This window comes from Rhodoferax sp., assembly GCF_018780565.1.
Classification (GTDB): domain Bacteria; phylum Pseudomonadota; class Gammaproteobacteria; order Burkholderiales; family Burkholderiaceae_C; genus Rhodoferax.
The window spans coordinates 35,270-57,493 of the sequence record NZ_JADMJN010000003.1 but is presented as its reverse complement, the minus strand read 5'-3'; the positions used below and the strand labels follow the sequence as shown (position 1 = coordinate 57,493).

Below are 22,224 nucleotides of genomic sequence, written 5' to 3'. Positions count from 1 at the left end.
CCGCACGACAATGCAGGCTGCAGCGCGTGAGCTGTGCCCCCTGGAGTTTTCATGTTTTTTGCCATTGATCTTGACACCGTCACCCACGGCATCCAGCTCGCGGTGGCCCCCGTCTTCTTGCTGACGGCCGTCTCCGGCATGATTGGCACGGTCGCGGGACGGCTGGCGCGCATCATTGACCGGGCCCGGATTCTGGAAGACCGCATTGAGACCGCAGCGGCGCAGGCTGACGTGAACCCGGCTTACGATGAACTCGCTCAACTGCGCCGCAGGGGATGGCTGGTGAACGCCAGCATTGCGTTGCTGACCTTCTGTGCCCTGTTGATCGGCCTGACCATCGTGGCGCTGTTCATTGGCGAAACCACTGAAATGCAAATTCTGCGCGTAGCAACGATTTGCTTCCTGGCCGGGGTCAGCTGTTTTTTGCTGGCTCTGATGTGCTTTTTGACCGAAACGCTTCTGGCGACCCGCATACTCAAGTTCGGTCGAATCAGGAAGACATAGGCGAATCAGGACACTTGCGCCAGTCGGCACGGTATCGCCAGCGTGAAGGTGGTGCCCTGCCCCGGCGTACTTTCCACCGACAAGGTACCTCGCAGGGGCCCATAAACCATGTTGTGCGAAATATGCAGCCCCAGACCTGTGCCGCCCTGCCCCATCTTGGTTGTAAAAAACGGATCGAATATCTTGCCAATGTCCAGGGGATCGATCCCCTTGCCGTTGTCTGAAACCTGAATGAGCGCCAACTCACCATGGCGTTGCGCGGATATGGCAATGGTGCCAGGCTGGTCCTGATCAAACCCATGCTTGACGGCATTGACGACCAGGTTGGTCAGCACCTGATCCATGGGTCCGGGATAGCTGTACATCGCAATGCCTGGCTCCAGATCAAGAGACAGGGTCAGCGGCATTTTGGCTATCAGGTGCCCCAGGACGGAGAGCACTTCACCGATATGGCTGGCGAGGTCGAACTCCCGAAGGCGATCACTGGTCTGGTCGACCGCCACTTGCTTGAAGTTATGAATCAACTCGGCGGCCTTGTTGGCGCTTTTGAGCATCAACTCCGCGCCTTCCCTTGACTGCAACAGATAGGCCGTCAAGCCACTGCGTGTCATTGTCCCGGCAACCATGGTCCGCTCAAATTCCTCGGCGATTTCCTGCTGGGTGCTCGCCACCATCACGATATTGCCAATGGGGGTGTTGAGTTCGTGTGAAACGCCTGCTACCAGGCGCCCCAGCGAGGCCATCTTTTCTGATCGGACCAGCTCATCCTGGGCGCTCTGCAAATTGGACAGGGCCGCACGCGCCTCCTCCTCGGCCTCCCGCCCGGCATCCAGCTCAGCGCCCAGACGCTCAGTGATGGCGTTGATGCTCCGGGACATCGCGCCAAACTCATCCTTTTGCGTCACCGGCAGCGCCGTCATATCGTCGGCCACGCTACGGCTCGCGGCATGGTCCAAGGCCCGCTGCAATGACAGGATTCGCTGAAAAACAAGTTTATCGACACCCACCCAAAGAATGGCCAGCAGAAACAGGTTGGCGCCCACGACCTCCGCGACCGCCAGCCAAAGCGTTGCGCTCAGTGTCTTGCGCAACTCGGCATCCGACCAGTTCACCTGAATACGGCCCAGCGCACGGCCATTCTGCGGTGGAACGTCGAATGAAAACACCTCTTCGTTGCCCACCACACCGCCCTGCACAAAATGCAAGGGATCACCTCTTTGCGAGACAAGTTTGCCTTGTTCGTCATAAACCGCCAGGCCCAGCACCGAGGCACCCAGCTCGGCGTCAAGCGCCGCATTCAAACCATCCAGGTCGAACACCCACAAGGCCTTGGCCACTGGCTGCGACAGGTGCTGGCGCAGCAGGCTTTTCAAGGCCTCCTTTTGCTGGTGCAAGCGCTGTTGCGTCAGGTAATAGGATCCTCCGCCAAAGGCGCACATCAAGGTCGTTGTCGCAATCATGAAAATCGCGGCCAGCCTGGCCTTGACAGACCCCGGCCAAACATGATTCATCAATCCGGAAAGTGCCATGGGGTGATGCAAGGGGCGCGTGACGAATGCGGTACGGGGTACTAGTCTGGCTGACGGTACAAAGCCATGATTCTTTGCAGCTCACCCGTTTTATCCATCTCACGCAAGACCTTGGTCAAGCGATCCGCCGCCTCTTTGTGTTGGGGGCCCATCCAGGCGTGTACTTTGGTCTGGTCAAACAGGGTGCCATTCAATCGATCGCCAAACTGCGCCTGCAGTGGCCATTCGCCAACACGATCCGACGCCAGAATACACAGGTCCACCCTTTTGCCCGCCGCCATTTTCAAACAGGCATCCTCTGAATCGGTGGGTTCGCGCACGGCCACCTGGGCCAACCGGATCTCGATGCCGCGGTAACCGCGAACATAGGCCACGCTGAAGCGCGACAAATCAGCCCAGGAGACCGGCTTGGCCGCTTTGGATGCACTCATGGCGTAAAAAAACGCCCCATTGAGGTGGGGCTCGACACGGATGGCGTCGGGAAAAGTCTGATTGAACGTGCTCAGGCGGTTCGCGTCACCATCAAAGCTGCCATCCCTGAATGCCACAATGGCCCGCTCACCGGGGTTGTAGGCCAGGGTGTAACGCATGCCCGATCGCGCGAAGGCAAGGTCGAGGGTGGCTTTGATGGCAAGCACCTTGGGGCTGTCGAGCGGCTGCAAAACGACCAGTTTCAACGCCGGGGCCTGAGCCCATGCTGCGCCCCCGCAGAGCAATCCCGACACCAGCCAGAACAGGAGCCTTTTCATTTTTTCCTTCATCCGAAGCCATCCCCCTCCTGAGGCAGTTTAGCGCGAATCACTCTATCGGGCCAGCACCGCCTGCAGCGCACGCCCGGTGTGCGTACGCAGTGCCACCACGCCTTCCGGCGTTGTTGCAGCCACCACGCGACCACCGGCCTGACCGCCATCGGGTCCGAGGTCAATCACCCAATCGGCCTCGGCGATGACGTCCAGGTCATGCTCAATCACCACCACGCTGTGCCCGCCATCCACCAGGCGGTGCAAGACCTTGATCAGTTTTTCCACGTCGGCCATGTGCAATCCCACCGTGGGCTCGTCCAGCACGTAGAGGGTGTGCGGTGGCTTCTGGCCGCGCCGGGTGATGTCATCGCGCACCTTGCTCAGCTCCGTTACCAGTTTGATGCGCTGCGCTTCGCCTCCGCTGAGCGTGGGGGAAGGCTGGCCCAGCGTCAGGTAACCCAGACCAACGTCCTTGAGCAACTGCACCGGGTGGGCGATGTTGGGCATGGCAGCAAAGAAGTCCACCGCCTCATCCACCTCCATTTGCAGCACGTCGCCAATGTTTTTGCCGCGCCAGGTCACCGCCAGGGTTTCGGGATTGAAGCGCGCACCCTTGCAGGCTTCGCACAGCACTTTCACATCCGGCAGGAAGCTCATGGCGATGGTGCGGATGCCCTGCCCTTCGCAACTGGCGCAACGGCCTTCGCCAGTGTTGAAACTGAAGCGATTGGCGGCATAACCACGCGCCTTGGCCTCCAGAGTGTCGGCAAACAGCTTGCGGATGATGTCCCAGAAGCCGATGTAGGTGGCGGGGCAGCTGCGCGGGGTTTTACCAATCGGTGTCTGATCCACTTCCAGCACCCGATCGATGGATTCAAAACCGGTGACATTCTTGCAGCCGGTCCACAGCATTTGCTCGCCGCCCGCCAGGGCATCCCGGCCAGCCTTAGTACTGCGCTTCTGGACGGCGGCCTGCACATTGGCCAGCAGCACATCGCGCGCCAGGGTGGACTTGCCGGAACCGGAAACACCCGTGACGGCCACCAGACGGCTCAGCGGAATGCGGGCGGTGACCTCATGCAGGTTGTGAAGTGAGGCGCTGCTGACAGTGATCCAGTGCTGCGCCGCCGACTCGGAGGCCTGTGTCGCGTCAACCGCACGCCGCAGCTTCAAGGGATGCTTCATGGCATGCAGCAGGTAACGCCCGGTCTGGGAATCCCCCGCTTTCACAATATCGGCGACCTTGCCTTCTGCCACCAGCCGGCCACCACGCTTGCCGGCGCTGGGCCCGATGTCAATGATGTGATCGGCATGACGGATGGTGTCCTCGTCGTGCTCGACCACCACCAGGGTGTTGCCCTTGTCGCTCAGGGACTGCAGTGCGTCCAGCAGAATCTGGTTGTCACGCGGATGCAGGCCAATGGTGGGCTCGTCCAGCACATAGCACACGCCTTGCAGGTTGCTGCCCAACTGGGCCGCCAGGCGGATGCGCTGGGCTTCGCCACCGCTGAGCGTGGGCGCACCACGATCCAGCGTGAGATAGCCCAGCCCCACTTGCTCCAGAAACTCCAGGCGGCTTTTGATCTCAGGCACCAGGTCGCGGGCAATGTCTGTTTCGCGCTGACTCATGCGGCCCCTGGTCTGCAGTGTTCCGACCCATTGACGAATGTCGGTCACACTCATGCGGGCCAGTTCGGTGATGGCAATGCCGTCGATCGCCTCCCGCGCATCATTGTCCGGGCCGGCTGCAGCGGCAAACTGCAGGCCGAACCGGACCGCCCGCGCGGTGGCGTTGAGTCGGGTACCCTGGCAGCTGGGGCAGGCCGTGTCCACCAGGTCCTCCACCTCGGGTTCGGCAAAGGTTTGTTCGCGGCCTTTGTTGTCATCGTCGCGCACGGAATCATCGAACACCTTGCGCTGCTCCTTGGTCAGACGCACGCCGGTGCCCACACAGTCCGGGCACCAGCCGTGTTTGCTGTTGTAGGAGAACAAACGCGGATCCAGCTCGGCATAGCTGGTGCTGCACACCGGGCAAGCCCGCTTGGTGGAAAACGCCTGCAGGGTGCCGATGGCAGCGGTCGGCGCGCCGGTCTGCATGGCCTCACGCAAGCCCTCCAAGTTGCTCAGTACGTGAACCACGCCCTTGCCGTGCGTCAGCGCCAAAGCCAGGGCCTCGCGCAAGGCTGCCTCTTTCTCAGGCAACACGTCGAGGCTGGCCACTGGCAACTCGATCGTGTGCTCCTTGAATCGGTCAATACGGGGAAAGCCGGTGGTGGGCAGAAAATTGCCATCGACCCGCAGATGCGTGAAGCCGCGCGGCCGCGCCCAATCGGCCAGCTCGGTGTAGACGCCCTTGCGGTTCAGCACCAGCGGCGCCAGCAGGCCAATGTGCTGCCCACGGAAGTTTTTCAGCAACTGGGCGGCAATGCTGTCGGGCGTTTGCGGCGCCACCGGCGTGCCGTCATGGATGCAGTGCTGGGTACCGAGCTTGACATACAGCAGACGCAGAAAATGCCACACCTCGGTGGTGGTGCCCACGGTGGACTTGCGGCCACCGCGCGACAACCGTTGCTCAATCGCCACCGTGGGTGGTATGCCATACACGGCGTCGACCTCGGGTCGGCCCGCGGGCTGCACGATGCTGCGGGCATAGGCATTGAGCGACTCCAGGTAGCGACGCTGTCCTTCGTTGAAAAGGATGTCAAAGGCCAGTGTGGATTTGCCCGAGCCGGACACACCCGTGATGACGCTGAACTTGCCACGCGGGATATTGACACTGAGCGACTGCAGATTGTGTTCCCTGGCGTTGACGATCTGGATGTCGTTGCTGATGGCGGTTGCCGGCTTGGCCATGGCCAACTGGCCCCAATGGGCTTGCGGCTCCTGCACCGCCAGCGCACCCCAACCCAGCGCACGGTCGTAATCGCGCAGGGCTTTGCCGGTATGGGAGCTGGGGTGTTGACGCACATCGTCCGGCGTTCCCACCGCCACCACCTCGCCACCGGCGTCACCGCCTTCGGGGCCGAGGTCAATCAGCCAGTCACTGGCGCGGATGACATCCAGGTTGTGCTCAATGACGATCAGGGAATGCCCGGCATCGAGCAGCTTGCGCATGGCGCGCATCAGCTTGGCAATGTCGTCGAAATGCAGGCCGGTGGTGGGTTCGTCAAACATGAACAATGAGCCGCGTTTGGCCGTGGCCTGGCGGCTGGCGGTGGCACTCTTGGCGGCATCTGCCAGGAAGCCGGCCAGCTTGAGGCGCTGCGCCTCACCGCCAGACAGCGTGGGCACAGGCTGGCCGAGCTTGACATACTCCAGCCCGACATCCACGATGGGCTGTAGGGCACGGATCACGTCGCGGTCGCCAGCAAACAGGCTGGCGGCTTCACTGACGGTGAGGTCCAGCACGCTGGCCACGTTGAGCAATTGGCCCAATCGCTCCACCGTGACTTCCAGTATTTCGGGGCGAAAACGCTGGCCATTGCAGTCCGGGCAGCGCAGGTAGACATCGCTCAGAAACTGCATCTCCACATGCTCAAAGCCGGAGCCCCCGCACGTGGCGCAACGGCCATCACCGCTGTTGGCGCTGAACTTGGAGGCGGTGTAGCTGCGCTGGCGCGACAAGGGTGCATTGGCAAAGATCTCGCGGATCGCATCCCACGCACCGACATAGCTCACCGGGTTGGAACGCGCTGTTTTGCCAATTGGCGACTGGTCCACGAACACCACATCGCTGAGCTGATCTGCACCCAGCAGGCGATCGTGCAGGCCCGGCGCCTCGGTCGACTTGCCGAAGTGGCGCAACAAGGCAGGCGCAAGAATGTCCTGAATCAAGGTGGATTTACCGGAACCGCTGACACCGGTTACACACACCAGGCGCTGCAGGGGAAATTCAACCGACACGTTCTTCAGGTTGTGATCACGCGCACCTTCCAGAATCAGCCGAGGCGTGTTCTCGGCCACCAGCCGCTGAAAGCCCATGCCGACCTGCTTGCGCCCACCCAGATAGGCGCCGGTCAGCGTGTCGGCGTTGCGCAAGTCTGCGGTCGAACCATCAAACACAATCTGCCCGCCGCGTTCACCCGGGCCGGGACCCATGTCGATCATGCGGTCGGCGGCCAGCATCACGGCCGGGTCATGCTCCACCACCACCAGGGTATTGCCAGCATCCCGCAGACGCTGCATCGCCACAATAATGCGGTGCATGTCGCGCGGGTGCAGACCGATGCTGGGCTCATCGAGCACAAACAAAGTGTTGACCAGCGACGTCCCCAAGGCGGTGGTGAGGTTGATGCGCTGCACCTCCCCCCCCGACAAGGTACGGCTTTGCCGGTCCAGCGTGAGGTAGCCAATGCCCACATCGCACAGGTACTTCAGCCGCGTGCCGACTTCCTCAAACAAAAGCTTGAGCGTCTTGTACTGCGCATCCGAGAGCCCCGCAGACAGGGGCGCCGGGTTTGGGGCCTCGGCCAGGCCAAGCCCGGACTGCAGCCCATCGAAGAACCGCCGAAGCCGATCCATCGGCATCAGCATCAGATCATGCAAACACAGCCCCGGTAAAGCCTCCAACTGCTCACGCGACCACTTCACGCCAGCCGGCATGAACCGCTTGCCCGGCTCCAGGACGGCATCTGCATCCGCTTTGCTGCCGATACGCCACAGCAGACTCTCGGTCTTGAGCCGGGCGCCATTGCAGGTGCCACAAGGCGTGTAGCTGCGGTACTTGGACAGCAGCACCCGAATGTGCATTTTGTAGGCTTTGGTTTCCAGATATTCGAAGAAACGCTTGATGCCAAACCAGTGCTGGTTCCACTTGCCATTCCAGTTGGGCGAGCCATTCACCACCCAGTACTGCTGCTCCGGCGTAAGTTTGTACCAAGGCGTGTCGCGGGGAATACCCGCCGCTTCGGCATGGCGCATCAAATCGTCCTGGCACTCCTGCCAGGCCGGGGTTTGCATCGGCTTGACCGCACCGGCGCGCAGCGTCAGCTTGTCGTTCGGGATAACCAGTCCATAGTCCACGCCGATGACCCGCCCAAAGCCTCTGCAGGTGTCACAGGCACCCACTGCCGAGTTGAAGGAAAACATGGAAGCGATGGGCTCAGCGTAGCGCACATCACTCTCCGGGCAATGCAGCCCGGTGGAGAATTTCCAGACGACATCAGTCGCCTCGGCGGCCTCAGCCAGTGCATACACCGCCATGCGGCCACTGCCGTGTTTGAGCGCCACCTCAATGGCTTCCAGCACACGCGCTCGCTCAGCGGTGCTCAACCGGAAGCGATCGGCCACCACATCCAGCACCTTGCGCGGTCCGGTCGGGCTGGCGACCTCGCGTTGTGCCTGCACCTTCGTGAAGCCGCTGACTGAAAGCCACTGCTCGATCTCCTCGGGCGTCGTGCTGCCTGGCAGCTCTACCGGGAAAGTGACCGCCAGCCGCGCGCCCATACCGGCAGCCTCATGCGCGGCACTGCGCTCGCACAATTGCGTGTAAATGGTCTCTGCCGAGTCGTGACGCACCGGCTGTGCTGTTTCGCGGTCGAACAACTGACCGGCACGCGCGAACAACAATTTCAAGTGGTCGTTGAGTTCGGTCATGGTGCCCACGGTGGAACGCGAGGAGCGCACCGGGTTGGTCTGGTCAATCGCGATGGCCGGGGGCACCCCCTCCACCTTGTCGACGGCAGGCTTGTCCATGCGGTCCAGAAACTGGCGCGCATAGGCAGAGAAGGTTTCCACATAGCGCCGCTGCCCCTCGGCAAACAGCGTGTCAAACACCAGACTGGATTTACCGGAACCGCTGGGGCCGGTGACCACCGTCAATTCACCCGTGCGGATGTCGAGGTCCAGGTTCTTGAGATTGTGCTGGCGTGCGCCGCGAATGCGGATGAAACCTTGTGGCATGGCGTGATGTCTTTCCTGTGGGGGCCAGACATTCTAGGTAGTTCGCCGCGCAAGCGCGCCAAAAGGGGCTATCCCTTGAGAGCCTGCTCCAGGGCGGCACAAGCCGGGGCGCCAACCGCGTCCCTGATTTTGGGCAGCAAGGCCAGCAAGTCGTCAAAACCGCTGGCACCTTCCACGGCAAGATTCAAACGAAACCCGCGCAAGCCCAGGCTGGCGGTCAACTCGGTCGCAATCGGCATGGCATCGCGGTAGCGCTCCTGAGCGGTACGCTGGCTCACAGGCGCTGCCGGCGATTCGACAACAAGGGTGGCTGACGTCACCGCAGGCGCAGCGTCGGGCGCCACCACCAGAAAGCCCTGTTGAACGAGATACTCAATATCGTCTGGCGTGATGCCAAGACCGGCCGTGGCAGCAAGTACCTGAGCAGTCGTCTTCACGCCATCAAAAAGAATGAAGGCTGAACGCTGGCGCGCCGACAACAGGGGTGAGCGGACCTTGAAGGCTTGCTGACCCGTTTCTGTCTTTACGTATTTCATGGGCGGATTCTAGTGGCTTGACCAAGCATCAGCCAACGCGGATATACCCTTGCCCGCCCCGTGTGGGCACTCGCCCGCAAATACTATTTGGCAGCGCTGGCGGGGGCAGCGGCGGGTGTCGCAGCAGCCGGCGCGTGGGTCGCCTCAGCACCGTGCTTTTCTCCGCTCATGTCGATATCACCCCCCTTGCTCAAAATGAACAAGGCCAAACCCGCAAAGACGGCAAAACCCACTGCAATTTTCCACATATATCAATCTCTCTGAAAAGCGCCCCCAAAAGATGGGGCAAAAAAAGGCCCTCACTGGGAGGGCCCTTCCGTAGTTAGCCGGGCCAGGTTTGGCCCGTCAAACCCATACGACCAAGCTTAGTCGTTGGCGTAGATGTCCACATCTTTTGTCTCTTTGACAAAAATCATGCCGACCACAAAGGTCATGCCGGCGACGATGATGGGGTACCACAAACCGTTGTACATGTTACCGGTCTGCGCCACGATGGCGAAGGCTGTGGTTGGCAGCAAGCCACCGAACCAGCCATTGCCGATGTGATACGGCAGCGACATGGAGGTGTAGCGGATGCGGGTCGGGAACATTTCCACAAGCATGGCGGCGATCGGGCCGTACACCATGGTCACCAGGATCACCAGGTAAGTCAGGATGGCGACGACGGTCACTTTGTCAAACTTGGCCATGTCAGCCTTGGCGGGGTAGCCGGCAGCTTTCAGAGCATCAGCAACTTCCTTCTTGAACTGATCACCCTTGGCTTTGGCCTCGGCTGCTGGCAGTCCTTTGGACGAGTAGCTGTTGATCTTGGTCTCGCCAATCTGGATCACAGCGGGTACACCTGCAGCACCTGGTGCATTTTCATAGCTCACCGAAGAACCTGCCAGCACCTGCTTGGCGATATCGCATGAGCTGGTGAACTTGACAGTACCCGTCGGGTTGAACTGGAAGGAGCACTCTTTGTCGTCCGAAGTCACGGTGACCTTGTTCTTGGCCTGGGCTGCGGCCAGATCAGGATTGGCAGCCTTGGTCAGCGCAGTGAACACCGGGAAGTAAGTCACAACAGCCAGCAGGCAGCCGGCCATGATGATGGGCTTGCGGCCAATCTTGTCAGACCATGCACCAAACACGATGAAGAACGGTGTGCCGATGATCAGGGAAATCGCCACCATGATGTTGGCAGTTGCACCGTCGACCTTCAGGGCTTGCGTCAGGAAGAACAGGGCATAGAACTGACCCGAATACCAGACCACGGCTTGACCGGCAGTCAGGCCGATCAGGGCCAGAATCACGATCTTCAGGTTTTTCCACTGACCGAAAGATTCGGACAGGGGCGCCTTGGAGGTCTTGCCTTCAGCTTTCATCTTGGCAAAAGCAGGCGACTCGTTCATGCTCAAACGGATGTAGACCGACACGGCCAACAACAGAATGGAAACAATGAACGGAACGCGCCAGCCCCAATCGGCAAAGGCTGCCTCACCAATCAAGGTGCGTGTACCCAGAATCACCATCAGGGACAGAAACAGGCCGAGTGTGGCCGTGGTCTGAATCCATGAGGTGTAGGCACCGCGTTTGCCCATGGGCGAGTGCTCAGCCACATAAGTTGCAGCACCACCGTACTCACCACCCAGTGCCAGGCCTTGCAACATGCGCAGGGCGATCAGGATCACGGGAGCGGCCACGCCGATCGTGGCGTAGTTGGGCAAGACACCAACGACAAAGGTCGACAGACCCATGATCACGATGGTGACCAGGAATGTGTACTTGCGACCGATCATGTCACCCAGACGACCGAACACCAGTGCACCGAAGGGACGCACGATGAAGCCGGCTGCAAACGCGAGCAGCGCGAAAATGAAGGCAGAACCCTCATCGAGACCGCTGAAAAACTGCTTGGCAATAATGGCTGCGAGTGAGCCGTAAAGGTAAAAGTCGTACCACTCGAAAACGGTACCCAAGGACGAGGCGAAGATAACCTTCTTTTCTCCGGCGGTCATTGGCCGTGGGGCCGCTGCTGTTGCCATATTTATGTCTCCAAAAGGTTGATGCCTCCGACATGGAAGCTGAGTCGTATTCTTAGAGACTGCACTGACCCTGCTCTGACGCGAAACCAACAGAAGCTTTCAGCAAACTGACTAGCCACTGACAATCTAGGGAGCAACCCTTAACCCGCATTTCTTAATGTGATAAATGGCTATTTCGCGCGGTGAACGCCTGCGGGTAGCTGACAGGCCGCATCCCACTGCGGCCCCTCAAACCATGCATCGCCATGCAGGTAGTCACGCAGCATGGGCAAGGCATCAAAACCCCAGAACAGCTTGCCGTCGACCGCGAAGGTGGGCACACCAAACACGCCCGCGGCAATAGCCTCTTCGGTGTGGGCTTTGAGCTGCTGTTTGACCTCGTCACAGTTCACATCCCGCTGGGGTGACAGCTGTGTCGTCAGGGCTTGCAGGCGTGCGGCATCCGTGGCATCAGCCCCGCCGCGCCAGACATGGCGAAACACGGTTTCGCAGACATACCGGTTGGGCAGCCCCCGCGCTTCGCAGGCCACGGCCAGGCGCAGGAGTGCGAGAGGATTGAAGGGGTGGGCCGCAGGCAGTTGCAAATCGACGCCCTGGCTGTGCGCCAGCCACAGGACCTGGCGGTAGGTCCAATCCCGCTTGGCCGGAATTTCAGCCGGACCCAACTGCCCGTGGTGCTTGAGCAGGGCGGCAAACAGGACTGGCTTGTAAGTCACACTGTAGCTGTGCCCCATCAGCGCTTCGGGCAGTTTCTCGAACGCCAGGCAGGCGTAGGGCGAAATGAAATCCAGGTAACAGGTGATGTGTTTCATGGCGCACTTTCGACAAGGCGCCGCTCAATGCGGCTCCAGATGGTGCGCCGCACTTCATCGTCGGCCTTGCTCCAACTGCGAATTTCATCAAGCGTGCGGTAACAACCTTCACACAGGCCGCTGGCTACACTCATCCGGCACACAGAAATGCAGGGCGACGGCACATTTTCGGCTGCGGCCCTCGCCAGCAGCGCTCGGGCCGCTATCCTTTCAGGAATATCTTGCACGGCTTCAACAACGGGCGTCTGTGTCATATCAAGCCATGCGTTTGTTGAGCAGTGCCGTGGCCACGCGCGAGCCCGACTTGCGTTCCAGAAAATCACTGATGAACTTGCCGGCATCGATCAGCTTGTCCAGGTCAATGCCGGTGTCAATGCCCATGCCGTGCAGCAGGTACACCACGTCTTCCGTGGCCACATTGCCGGTCGCCCCCTTGGCATAAGGGCAGCCGCCCAGGCCGGCCACCGAGGCATCAAACTGCCACACCCCCATCTGCAGGCAGGCCAGCGTGTTGGACAGGGCCTGGCCATAGGTGTCGTGAAAATGGCCCGACACACCGTCCAGGTCGTAATGCTTCAGGGCAGCCTCCATGGCGCGCTGCACCTTGATCGGCGTGCCCACGCCAATGGTGTCGGCCACCCCCACGTGCTGCACCCCAATGTCTTTGAGCAGGCGCGCCACCATCGCCACACGCTCGGGGGCTATCTCGCCTTCATAGGGGCAGCCCACCGCACAGGAGATGGCACCGCGCACATGGATGTTGTGGGCGCGCGCCGCCTCGGCCACAGGGCGAAAACGCTCGATGCTCTCGGCGATCGAGCAGTTGATGTTCTTTTGGCTAAAGGCCTCACTGGCTGCCGCGAACACCACGATCTCGTCGGGCTTCGATTTCAGCGCCGCCTCAAAGCCCTGCAGATTCGGCGTGAGCACCGAATAACGCACGCCCGCCCGACGCACTAGGCCGGCCATGACCTCGGCGTTGTCGGCCATCTGCGGCACCCATTTCGGCGACACGAAACTGGTGACCTCGATCTCCTTCAGTCCGGCATCCTGCAGGCGGTGCACCAACTCGACCTTGATGGCGGCGGGCACAGGCTGCTTCTCATTTTGCAGGCCGTCACGCGGGCCTACCTCAACCATCTTGACGCGGGAGGGGATGCTCATCTTCATTTCCTTCAATATCGACAGGGCGGCCAGCTTCAGTAGCCGCGCAGGGTATCAACCCTACCCGCAATGGCTTGTCCCTGCTCCAGGGCCAGAATTTTGCCCGCAATCTGCGCAATGCTTTCCTCACGCAGGGTGCGTGCCGAGGTGTGGGGCGTGACCGTGATTTGGGGATGCTGCCAGAACGGATGTCCGCCCGGCAAGGGTTCGGTGCGAAACACATCCAGCGTGGCACCGCAGAGATGCCCGCTGTCAATCAGCGCCAGCAGGTCTTCTTCGACCAGATGCGCGCCGCGCGCCACGTTGATGACATAGCCACCGTGCTGCAGCCGTGACAGCGTCTCGCGGCGCATGATGTCACGGGTGTCGGGCGTCAGCGGCAGCAGGCACACCAGCACTTTGGTGGCCGCCAGAAAATCGTTGAACTGGGCCGCGCCGGAAAAGCCCCGGACGCCCTCCACCGCCTTGGCGCTGCGGCTCCAGCCATTGACCGGGAACTCGAACACCCGCAGGGCCCGCGCCACGCGCTCACCCAACACGCCCAGCCCCATCACGCCCACCGGGAAATCAGCACGGCTGCGGGGTTTGCGATACGACCATTTGCCGGTCTTCACATCGGCCTCATAGCCATCGAATTCGCGAAAATGGCGAATCACCGCATGGCAAACATACTCGGCCATCTGCACCGACATGCCCGCATCGTCGAGCCGCACCACGCTGGCCTGCGCTTGCAAGCGCAGTTTCAGCAGCGCATCCACGCCCGCGCCGATATTGAAGACGCCGCGGAGTTGCGACTGCTCGTCAAAGAACTGCTGCGGTGGTGCCCACACCACCGCATGGTCCGCTGATGGCGCACCTGGCGACCACTCCTCTACGTGTGCGCCGGGCAATGCGGCTCGCAGCCCCTGCAGCCAGGGTTCAGCCTTGGTATTCGTACAGCAAAATGTGATGTTCATGGCTACCAAGCCTACCTTGTCGCACGCCAGACGGGCGTCATGCAGCGGACAGCTTGAGCAATTCGGCCCCCTCAAGCACCTGGTCGCCCGGCGCGTAGAGCAATTCGACCACCACACCATCGGCGGGAGCGGCAATGGTGTGCTCCATTTTCATGGCATCCATCACCGCCAGGGCCTGGCCGCGTTTGACCTTGTCACCGGCCTTGACCGCGAACGACACCACCTTGCCCGGCATGGGCGCAGTCAGGCGTCCACCCTCCACCTGGTTGTCGCCCGCGTGGGCCAAGGCATCAATTGCTATTATTTGTGTAGCACCCTTGGCAGAAAATACGTGGACTACATCACCTTTTCGGTACACACTGACAATCTGGCGCTGCGTTGCAAAACGCACGTCAATGCCCCGGGTGACCGGTACAAAAGAGAACACGCCGGTCTCGCCAGCAACATCCAGTTGCAAGGCACCCTCGTGCGAGGATGTCATCTGCACGGTGTGCACGACACCCTGAAACTCATAGTCAAAGCGGCGTGAACTGGGGCCATGCGAGCGCCAGCCATCGCGCCGGGCCCAGGGGTCCAGCCACAAGGCGCGGTCGGTCATCCGGGCTTCATCGGCTTTTTCCTGAAGCAGCGTGTGCGCAACGGCACTGGCCACCGCTAGCGCGAGACCCACCTTCTCCTGCTTGAACAGCACCGCTTCTTCGCGCGGAATCAGCGCCGTGTCCAGATCGGCCTGCACGAACGAGCGGCTTTGCACCACATTGCGCAAGAACTGGACGTTGGTGTTGAGCCCGACGATATGGGTATGGGCCAGCGCCGCGTCCAAGCGTGCCAGTGCCTGCTCGCGGGTGTCGCCATGCACAATCAGCTTGGCCACCATGGAGTCGTAGTAAGGCGAGATGGCATCGCCCTCGCGCACGCCGGAGTCAACCCGGACGCCGCCATTGGCGCGCTCAAAGGTGACGCAATCCGGCAAGCCATAGACGTGCAGGGTGCCCGTGGCGGGCAGGAAATTGTTGTCCGGGCTTTCAGCGCAGATGCGCGCTTCGATCGCGTGCCCGGTGATCTTCAACTGGTCCTGCGCCAGCGGCAAGGGCTCACCCGACGCCACCCGCAGTTGCCACTCCACCAGGTCCTGCCCGGTGATGGCCTCAGAAACCGGGTGCTCCACCTGCAGCCGCGTGTTCATCTCCATGAAGAAGAAATTCATGGTGCCATCGGGGCGCTGCTCCACAATGAACTCCACCGTGCCGGCCCCCACATAATTGACCGCCTGGGCGGCAGCCACGGCGGCCTCGCCCATTTGCTTGCGCAGTTCCGGCGTCATGCCTGGTGCAGGTGCTTCTTCCAGCACTTTCTGATGGCGACGCTGCACCGAACAATCGCGCTCGAACAGGTACACGTAGTTGCCCTGGGTGTCGCCGAACACCTGAATTTCGATATGGCGCGGACGCTGCACGTACTTCTCGATCAACACCGCATCGTCACCAAAACTGTTGACGGCTTCGCGCTTGCAGCTGGCCAGTGCCGAGGCAAAGTCTTCCGCCCTGTCCACCGCCCGCATGCCCTTGCCGCCGCCGCCGGCGCTGGCCTTGATCAGTACCGGGTAGCCGATGCTGTCGGCCTCGCGCTGGAGCAGGGCCGGGTCCTGATCCGCCCCGTGGTAGCCCGGCACCAGCGGCACACCGGCCAGGTCCATCAAACGCTTGGACTCGGCCTTGAGCCCCATAGCCTTGATGGCCGAAGGGGGCGGACCGATGAACACCAGGCCCGCATCGGCACAGGCCTGGGCGAACTCTTCGTTTTCGCTTAAAAAACCGTAGCCCGGATGCACCGCCTGGGCGCCCGAGGCTTTGGCCGCTTCGAGGATGCGCTCCCAGCGCAGATAGCTGTCCTTGGGTGCACTGGCGCCGATATGAACCGCTTCGTCGCACACGCTGACGTGTTTGGCATTGGCATCGGCATCGGAATAGACCGCCACGGTCTTGATGGCCAGACGGCGGGCGGTGGCTGCCACGCGGCAAGCGATTTCGCCACGGTTGGCAATGAGAATTTTGTTAAACATGCGGGTGACTACTCCATTACATCCTGAACACGCCAAATTTGGTATCCGGCACCGGCGCGTTGAGTGACGCGCTCAAACCCAGGGCCAACACACGCCGCGTGTCGGCCGGGTCGATGATGCCGTCATCCCACAGGCGGGCTGTGGCGAAATAGGGATGGCCCTGTTCTTCATACTGGTTGCGGATGGGCGCCTTGAAAGCTTCTTCTTCCTCCATGCTCCAGGCGCCACCCTTGCCCTCGATACCATCGCGGCGCACCGTGGCCAGCACGCTGGCCGCCTGCTCGCCGCCCATGACCGAGATGCGTGCATTCGGCCACATCCACAGAAATCGCGGGCTGTAAGCACGGCCGCACATGCCGTAGTTGCCGGCACCAAAACTGCCGCCGATGATGATGGTGAATTTGGGCACCTGGGCGGTGGCCACGGCCGTGACCATCTTGGCGCCGTTGCGCGCGATGCCTTCGTTCTCGTATTTGCGTCCGACCATGAAGCCGGTGATATTTTGCAAAAACACCAGCGGAATCTTGCGCTGGCAGCACAGCTCAATGAAGTGGGCGCCCTTCAGGGCGGATTCGCTGAACAGAATGCCATTGTTGGCAATGATGCCCACCGGCATGCCCTCGATCCGGGCAAAGCCGGTGATCAGCGTGGTGCCGTAACGCGCCTTGAATTCATCGAACTCGCTGCCGTCCACGATGCGGGCGATGATCTCGCGCACATCAAAGGGCTTGCGCGTGTCGGTAGGGATCACGCCATAAAGCTCTTGCGCTGCAAACCTGGGGACCACCGACTCGTGGGTGGCAATGTTGGGAGCTTTTTGGGCGTTCAGGTTCTTCACGGCCTGGCGCGCCAGGGCCAGCGCGTGCAGGTCGTTTTGCGCCAGATGATCGGCCACGCCGGACAAGCGCGTGTGCACATCGCCGCCGCCCAGGTCTTCGGCTGTCACCACCTCACCCGTGGCCGCCTTCACCAGTGGCGGCCCCCCCAGAAAAATCGTGCCCTGGTTCCTGACGATGATGGCCTCGTCACTCATCGCGGGCACATAGGCGCCACCCGCGGTGCAACTGCCCATCACCACGGCGATCTGCGCGATGCCTTCGGCGCTCATATTGGCCTGGTTGAAGAAGATGCGGCCAAAGTGGTCCCGATCAGGAAACACTTCATCCTGATTGGGCAGGTTGGCGCCACCCGAGTCCACCAGGTAAATACAGGGCAAGCGGTTCTGCTGCGCGACTTCCTGGGCACGCAAGTGCTTCTTGACCGTCATGGGGTAGTAGGTGCCGCCCTTCACCGTGGCGTCGTTGCACACGATCATGCAGTCCACGCCGCTGACGCGGCCGATGCCGGCGATCACCCCGGCGCAAGGCGCGCTATCGGTGCCATCGCGGTCGGGGTACAGGCCCAGGGCGGCCAGTGGGGAGAGTTCCAGAAAAGGCGTACCGGGGTCAAGCAGCATCTGCACCCGGTCGCGCGGCAGCAGCTTGCCACGGGCGGTGTGCTTGGCACGCGCCGCATCCCCCCCTCCCAGCGAGACCTGCGACACCTTCAGATTGAGGTCGTCGACCAGCGCCTGCATGGCCCGGGCATTGGCCTGAAAGTCTGCTGAACGGGGATTGAGTTTGCTTTCAAGGATGGGCATGCGGCGGTCTCTTCTTTCTGGCAGTTTTGTCTTTTTGCAGTCTGGACTGCAACTTCATTTCATCACGGATTGTGAACCTCGGCCTGCTGTCAGACGCCACGCAGGTTGCAAATCGTGCCATTTTTAGGCATAGTTCTCAACATGCCATCCCGCGCCCCCAGGCTTGCGCCAGCCAACGACCACCTTTCTCCACGGCTTGCGCCTGCCGCTACACCCATGGCCTTTGTGCACGCCATATTGCAGGCCTACCATCGCTATGGGGCAGACCCGTCGGCGGCGCTGAGAAAGGCACAGATTACGCCAGAATTGTTAAAAATGCCCGGCGCTCGCATCAACGCCTGGCAGATGGAACTGATCTCGGGCACGGCAATGCAGGAACTGGACGACGAAGCGCTGGGCTGGTTCAAACGGCGCCTGCCCTGGGGCAGCTACGGCATGCTGGCGCGCGCCTCGATCAGCGCACCCACCTTGGGCATTGCGCTCAAGCGCTGGTGCCGTCACCACAGCCTGCTGACAGACGATATTTCATTGACACTGAGCACCTCGGGCGCGACCGCGACCATCGCCATTGCCGAGCACGGCGACCTGGGCCTCCTGAGGGAATTTTGCCTGGTTTCCATGCTGCGCAACATCCATGGCCTGGCCTGCTGGCTGGTGGACTCGCGCATCCCGGTACAGCAGGCGCAGTTTCCCTTCGCCGCACCGCCACACCGCGATGTGTATGACGTGCTGTTTTCCGGCCCCAGCAGCTTCGGAGCCGCCGCTGCCTGCATCCGGTTTGACACACGCTACCTGACGCTGGCGCTGCGGCGCGACGAACACGCATTGCAGCAGATGCTGCAGCGCGCCCTGCCCTTGACCGTGTTGCAGTACCGGCGGGACCGGCTGCTGGTGCAACGCGTGCGCCAGGTGCTGACCACCCATCCCGAACAGACCCGCAATGCCCAGGAACTGTCCACCCTGCTCCACATTTCGCCGCGCACACTGCACCGCCAACTGAAGGAAGAAGGCGCCCTGCTGCAAACCCTGAAAGACGAAGTGCGCAAGGCCCGTGCGATCGAGGTGCTGCTGCGAAGCTCGCGCCCGATCAAGCAGGTGGCGCAGGCGGCGGGCTTTCAGAACGAGAAGAGTTTCATTCGCGCGTTTCGGGGCTGGACCGGGCAGTCGCCCGCCGAGTACCGACGCACAGCCACACCCCTCGCAGGCGGGTAGAGCCGATCCAGGCGGAGCTGCCCGTCAGCGCTTCGCCAGCAGCTGCGGCAACTCGGCCATGTCGGCAAACAGGTGGCTGGCCCCCGCCTGGCGCAGCGTAGCGCCCTGCTCGGGCAGAGGGCAATAGGCCCACACGGTAGCGCCCGCCGCGACACCAGCGACAACCCCGATGGGCGAGTCCTCGATCACCAGACAACGCTGCGCCGGAGTCTGCAGATGCTGCGCTGCGGCCAGGTACACATCGGGCGCGGGTTTGGAGCGAGGCATCTCATGGCCACTGAAAATGCGGCCCTCGAAGTAGTCCATCAGCCCCACCTTGGCCAATTGCATTTCAACCTTGAAACGGTCGGCGCCAGAAGCGCAGGCGATACGCTGGCCGGTGTGCCTGTGCGCAGCCTCCACGGCGGCATGGGCGCCGGAGATGACATCGAGGCGCGCCTCCAGCGCCAGGTTGCGCCGCGCATAAAAGCGCTGCATCCACTCCTCCGTCAGGGGTTGCCCGGTACGCGCCTCGATGGTGGCTCGTTCGTCACGGACGGCCTTGCCGATAAAGAAGCGCATGCACTCAGCAGTCGTCATGGACCAGCCGCTCTCTTCCAGCAGATCACGCAAGACACCGTTGGTGATGGGCTCACTGTCCACCAGCACGCCATCACAGTCAAACAGGACCGCCTCGAATTCCATAGTTGGTTCAGCCTCCGGCTGCACTGGTTTTGTTACAAAACGGCGACGTTTGCGCCGCCTTGAGCGACCGCAAAGTCTAGGGTTTACGCTAGCATGAAGGTTGGTCTTGCAGGGCACTTAACTCCCTACAATGCGACTCAATTGCAGCAAAGACTGCCATGGTAATACAGGGGGTACCCGTTTTGGAGATATAGACCCGAATGAAGTTGATCCCGCTCGCCCAGGTCAGTCACGCACTGCATTCCGGGGTCACGCTGCCGTGGGGCGTGCGTGACGGCAATGGGTCCCTGCTGCTCGCCAAGGGCCACGTTCTGGCGGACGACCGGGCGGTAGAAGCCCTGCTGGCACGCGGCATGTATGTCGATGCGGCAGAAGCCAGCGGCGCAAGCAGCCGGGCCGAACCTCCCAAGATAGAGAACATGACCACGCGCTGGGCCGGCCTGGAAGCGCGCCTGGGCACCTTGCTCAGAGGACCGACCGAACCGATGTTTCTGCAGCGGGTGGAAGAAGTCATTGAGCCGATTGCAGCCTTGGCGGACGGCAATATTGACTTGCTGATCTTTCTGATCCTGCGCCACGATCATTCAAGGATGGCGAATTACGGCATCGTGCACTCCCTGCACGCCGCAGCCCTGTGCAGCCTGTTGACGCGTCGGCTGGGATGGTCCGAAGACAAGCGCCGCAGCACTCTGGGTGCGGCGCTGACGATGAACCTCTCCATGCTGGAGCTGCAGGGCCACCTGGCCATCCGGGGCAGCCGGCCGAACGAGTCCGAGCGTACCGCCATCATCGAGCACCCCTTTGCCAGCGGCAGGCTTTTGCGTGATGCCGGACTGGTCGACGAGGACTGGCTCAGCGCGGTGGAGCAGCACCACGAACAACTGGGTGGCACGGGCTATCCCCTGGGCTTGGCGGCGCCCAGCGAGATGTCTCGCCTGCTTCGCTTTGTCGACTCCTTCACGGCCAAACACAGTCCGCGCGCCGGGCGGGCACCCCAGCCTGCGCACAAGGCCGCGCGCGACCTGTTCACGCAAAGTGGCGGCGATCCGCTGGCGGCGCTGGTGATCAAGGAATTCGGCATTTACCCGCCAGGCTGTTACGTCCGGCTGGCGAGCGGCGAAGTGGCCATCGTGATCCAGCGCGGCGCCACGGCCAACGCACCCATCGTGGCGGCCATCACCAACAAAAATGGTGACCCGTTAACGCATCCATCCCGCAGGGATACCTCATCGGCCAGCAACGCCATCGCCGCCACCGTCGCGGCCAACCTGATTCGCGTCAGGGTCTCCACCGACACCCTATACGACCGCAACGCGAATCGCTAGTCAGGCCAGCGCTCGCTGGATGATGATTTTCTGCACATCGCTGGTGCCTTCGTAAATCTGGCACACGCGCACATCGCGGTAGATGCGCTCCACCGGAAAATCGCTCACATAGCCGTAGCCGCCCAGGGTCTGGATGGCGGCGCTGCACACCTTCTCGGCCATCTCGCTGGCAAACAACTTGGCCATGGCGGCCTCCTTCAGACACGGCCGCCCGGCATCGCGCAGCGCAGCGGCATGCCAGATGAGCTGACGCGCTGCTTCCAACTGGGTGGCACATTCGGCCAGCCGAAAGCCGACCGCCTGGTGGTTGAAGATGGCCGTGCCAAAGCTCTCGCGCTGCTTGGCATAAGCCAGTGCAGATTCAAAGGCGCTGCGCGCCATGCCCACGCTTTGCGCGGCAATCCCGATTCGCCCACCCTCCAGTGCGCCCAGGGCAATCTTGTAGCCCTCGCCTTCCTGACCGATCAGGTTCTCGACCGGGATGCGACAGTTGTCAAAATTGATTTGTGCCGTATCGCTGCTGTGCTGACCCAGCTTGTCTTCAAGACGTGCCACCACGTAGCCTGGCGCGTTGGTAGGCACCAGAAACGCACTCATGCCCTTTTTGCCTGCGCCCTTGTCGGTGACGGCAATGACGATGGCCACATGACCGTTTTTGCCACTGGTGATGAACTGCTTGACGCCATTGATCACATAGCCATCACCCTCCTTCACGGCGGTGGTGCGCAGGCTTGAGGCGTCTGAACCCACATGCGGTTCGGTCAGGCAGAACGCGCCCAGCATCTTTCCCTGCGCCAGTGGCGTCAGCCATTGCTTTTTCTGCTGGGCATTGCCATAGCGCATCAGGATGGCATTGACGGGGCAGTTGGTCACACTGATGGCGGTGCTGGTACCGCCGTCGCCAGCGGCGATTTCCTCCAGCACCAGTGCCACCGTCAGGTAGTCCATATGGGCGCCGCCAAATTCCTCTGGCACGCAAATGCCGTAGGCGCCCAAGGCAGCCAGTCCCTGGTGCGCCTCATGCGGAAAGTGGTGCTCCTTGTCCCAGCGGGCGGCATGTGGCCAGAGTTGCTCCTGCGCAAAGTCGCGCACCGCATCGCGGATCATTTCCTGGTCTTGATTCAGTAACAAAT

General features: G+C 61.6%; 17 protein-coding genes. 3 read left to right on the top strand and 14 right to left on the bottom strand.

Annotated elements, in window-relative coordinates:
- The first annotated feature begins 51 nt into the window (after positions 1-51).
- The gene (locus IV109_RS04265; RefSeq protein WP_296692693.1) at positions 52-504 is read left to right on the top strand and encodes a DUF2721 domain-containing protein; all 453 of its coding nucleotides are present in this window, start codon (positions 52-54) and stop codon (positions 502-504) included.
- Positions 505-509: 5 nt separating this feature from the next.
- Here the strand turns inward: IV109_RS04265 and IV109_RS04260 are convergent, their stop codons facing one another.
- The 12 genes from IV109_RS04260 to IV109_RS04205 all read right to left on the bottom strand — a co-directional run bounded on the left by IV109_RS04260 (position 510) and on the right by IV109_RS04205 (position 17,870).
- Positions 510-2,033, bottom strand: a complete 1,524-nt coding sequence (locus IV109_RS04260; protein WP_296692689.1) for a HAMP domain-containing sensor histidine kinase — start codon at positions 2,031-2,033, stop codon at positions 510-512.
- 41 nt (positions 2,034-2,074) lie between these two features.
- Positions 2,075-2,782 carry a hypothetical protein gene (locus tag IV109_RS04255; RefSeq protein WP_296692685.1) on the bottom strand — a complete coding sequence of 236 codons (708 nt, stop codon included), beginning with the start codon at positions 2,780-2,782 and terminating at the stop codon, positions 2,075-2,077.
- 54 nt (positions 2,783-2,836) lie between these two features.
- Positions 2,837-8,677: an excinuclease ABC subunit UvrA gene (gene uvrA / locus IV109_RS04250; protein WP_296692681.1), complete on the bottom strand. Its 5,841-nt coding sequence runs from the start codon at positions 8,675-8,677 to the stop codon at positions 2,837-2,839.
- 68 nt (positions 8,678-8,745) lie between these two features.
- A complete protein-coding gene (locus IV109_RS04245; protein ID WP_296692678.1) occupies positions 8,746-9,213 on the bottom strand; it encodes a hypothetical protein in 468 nt (155 codons plus the stop codon).
- Between the two features lie 83 nt (positions 9,214-9,296).
- Positions 9,297-9,461, bottom strand: a complete 165-nt coding sequence (locus tag IV109_RS04240; RefSeq protein WP_296692674.1) for a hypothetical protein — start codon at positions 9,459-9,461, stop codon at positions 9,297-9,299.
- Positions 9,462-9,578: 117 nt separating this feature from the next.
- The gene (locus IV109_RS04235) at positions 9,579-11,237 is read right to left on the bottom strand and encodes an MFS transporter (RefSeq protein WP_296692672.1); all 1,659 of its coding nucleotides are present in this window, start codon (positions 11,235-11,237) and stop codon (positions 9,579-9,581) included.
- A gap of 170 nt (positions 11,238-11,407) precedes the next feature.
- On the bottom strand, positions 11,408-12,049 hold the full coding sequence (locus tag IV109_RS04230) for a 2-hydroxychromene-2-carboxylate isomerase (protein WP_296692667.1): 642 nt from the start codon (positions 12,047-12,049) through the stop codon (positions 11,408-11,410).
- Positions 12,046-12,303, bottom strand: coding sequence for a DUF1289 domain-containing protein (locus IV109_RS04225; RefSeq protein WP_296692664.1), 258 nt, complete (start codon positions 12,301-12,303; stop codon positions 12,046-12,048). Before IV109_RS04225 ends, IV109_RS04230 begins: the two co-directional genes overlap by 4 nt.
- A gap of 1 nt (position 12,304) precedes the next feature.
- Positions 12,305-13,213, bottom strand: a complete 909-nt coding sequence (locus IV109_RS04220; RefSeq protein ID WP_296692660.1) for a hydroxymethylglutaryl-CoA lyase — start codon at positions 13,211-13,213, stop codon at positions 12,305-12,307.
- 35 nt (positions 13,214-13,248) lie between these two features.
- The gene (locus tag IV109_RS04215; protein ID WP_296692656.1) at positions 13,249-14,169 is read right to left on the bottom strand and encodes a glyoxylate/hydroxypyruvate reductase A; all 921 of its coding nucleotides are present in this window, start codon (positions 14,167-14,169) and stop codon (positions 13,249-13,251) included.
- Positions 14,170-14,206: 37 nt separating this feature from the next.
- Positions 14,207-16,231, bottom strand: a complete 2,025-nt coding sequence (locus IV109_RS04210; protein ID WP_296692651.1) for an acetyl/propionyl/methylcrotonyl-CoA carboxylase subunit alpha — start codon at positions 16,229-16,231, stop codon at positions 14,207-14,209.
- 16 nt (positions 16,232-16,247) lie between these two features.
- Positions 16,248-17,870: a carboxyl transferase domain-containing protein gene (locus IV109_RS04205; RefSeq protein ID WP_296692648.1), complete on the bottom strand. Its 1,623-nt coding sequence runs from the start codon at positions 17,868-17,870 to the stop codon at positions 16,248-16,250.
- Positions 17,871-18,011: 141 nt separating this feature from the next.
- Between IV109_RS04205 and IV109_RS04200 the strand changes: the two genes are divergently transcribed.
- Positions 18,012-19,082, top strand: a complete 1,071-nt coding sequence (locus tag IV109_RS04200; protein ID WP_296692644.1) for an AraC family transcriptional regulator — start codon at positions 18,012-18,014, stop codon at positions 19,080-19,082.
- Positions 19,083-19,106: 24 nt separating this feature from the next.
- On the opposite strand, the gene IV109_RS04195 is transcribed toward IV109_RS04200, so the two are convergent.
- Positions 19,107-19,766 (bottom strand): HAD family phosphatase, encoded by a 660-nt coding sequence (locus IV109_RS04195; protein WP_296692643.1) that lies wholly within the window; start codon positions 19,764-19,766, stop codon positions 19,107-19,109.
- 200 nt (positions 19,767-19,966) lie between these two features.
- Here IV109_RS04195 and IV109_RS04190 point away from each other — a divergent pair, with 200 nt between their 5' ends.
- Entirely contained in the window at positions 19,967-21,091 is a 1,125-nt protein-coding gene (locus IV109_RS04190; protein WP_296692640.1) for an HD domain-containing phosphohydrolase, read from the top strand.
- On the opposite strand, the gene IV109_RS04185 is transcribed toward IV109_RS04190, so the two are convergent.
- Positions 21,092-22,222: an acyl-CoA dehydrogenase family protein gene (locus tag IV109_RS04185; RefSeq protein WP_296692636.1), complete on the bottom strand. Its 1,131-nt coding sequence runs from the start codon at positions 22,220-22,222 to the stop codon at positions 21,092-21,094.
- Between the last annotated feature and the right edge of the window lie 2 nt (positions 22,223-22,224).

Excerpts from the sequence above, each read along its gene's own strand:
- IV109_RS04265 (WP_296692693.1), top strand. The coding sequence starts at position 52 with ATGTTTTTTGCCATTGATCTTGACACCGTCACCCACGGCATCCAGCTC.
- IV109_RS04260 (WP_296692689.1), bottom strand. The coding sequence starts at position 2,033 with ATGGCACTTTCCGGATTGATGAATCATGTTTGGCCGGGGTCTGTCAAG.
- IV109_RS04255 (WP_296692685.1), bottom strand. The coding sequence starts at position 2,782 with ATGAAAAGGCTCCTGTTCTGGCTGGTGTCGGGATTGCTCTGCGGGGGC.
- uvrA (WP_296692681.1), bottom strand. The coding sequence starts at position 8,677 with ATGCCACAAGGTTTCATCCGCATTCGCGGCGCACGCCAGCACAATCTC.
- IV109_RS04245 (WP_296692678.1), bottom strand. The coding sequence starts at position 9,213 with ATGAAATACGTAAAGACAGAAACGGGTCAGCAAGCCTTCAAGGTCCGC.
- IV109_RS04240 (WP_296692674.1), bottom strand. The coding sequence starts at position 9,461 with ATGTGGAAAATTGCAGTGGGTTTTGCCGTCTTTGCGGGTTTGGCCTTG.
- IV109_RS04235 (WP_296692672.1), bottom strand. The coding sequence starts at position 11,237 with ATGGCAACAGCAGCGGCCCCACGGCCAATGACCGCCGGAGAAAAGAAG.
- IV109_RS04230 (WP_296692667.1), bottom strand. The coding sequence starts at position 12,049 with ATGAAACACATCACCTGTTACCTGGATTTCATTTCGCCCTACGCCTGC.
- IV109_RS04225 (WP_296692664.1), bottom strand. The coding sequence starts at position 12,303 with ATGACACAGACGCCCGTTGTTGAAGCCGTGCAAGATATTCCTGAAAGG.
- IV109_RS04220 (WP_296692660.1), bottom strand. The coding sequence starts at position 13,213 with ATGAGCATCCCCTCCCGCGTCAAGATGGTTGAGGTAGGCCCGCGTGAC.
- IV109_RS04215 (WP_296692656.1), bottom strand. The coding sequence starts at position 14,169 with ATGAACATCACATTTTGCTGTACGAATACCAAGGCTGAACCCTGGCTG.
- IV109_RS04210 (WP_296692651.1), bottom strand. The coding sequence starts at position 16,231 with ATGTTTAACAAAATTCTCATTGCCAACCGTGGCGAAATCGCTTGCCGC.
- IV109_RS04205 (WP_296692648.1), bottom strand. The coding sequence starts at position 17,870 with ATGCCCATCCTTGAAAGCAAACTCAATCCCCGTTCAGCAGACTTTCAG.
- IV109_RS04200 (WP_296692644.1), top strand. The coding sequence starts at position 18,012 with ATGCCATCCCGCGCCCCCAGGCTTGCGCCAGCCAACGACCACCTTTCT.
- IV109_RS04195 (WP_296692643.1), bottom strand. The coding sequence starts at position 19,766 with ATGGAATTCGAGGCGGTCCTGTTTGACTGTGATGGCGTGCTGGTGGAC.
- IV109_RS04190 (WP_296692640.1), top strand. The coding sequence starts at position 19,967 with ATGAAGTTGATCCCGCTCGCCCAGGTCAGTCACGCACTGCATTCCGGG.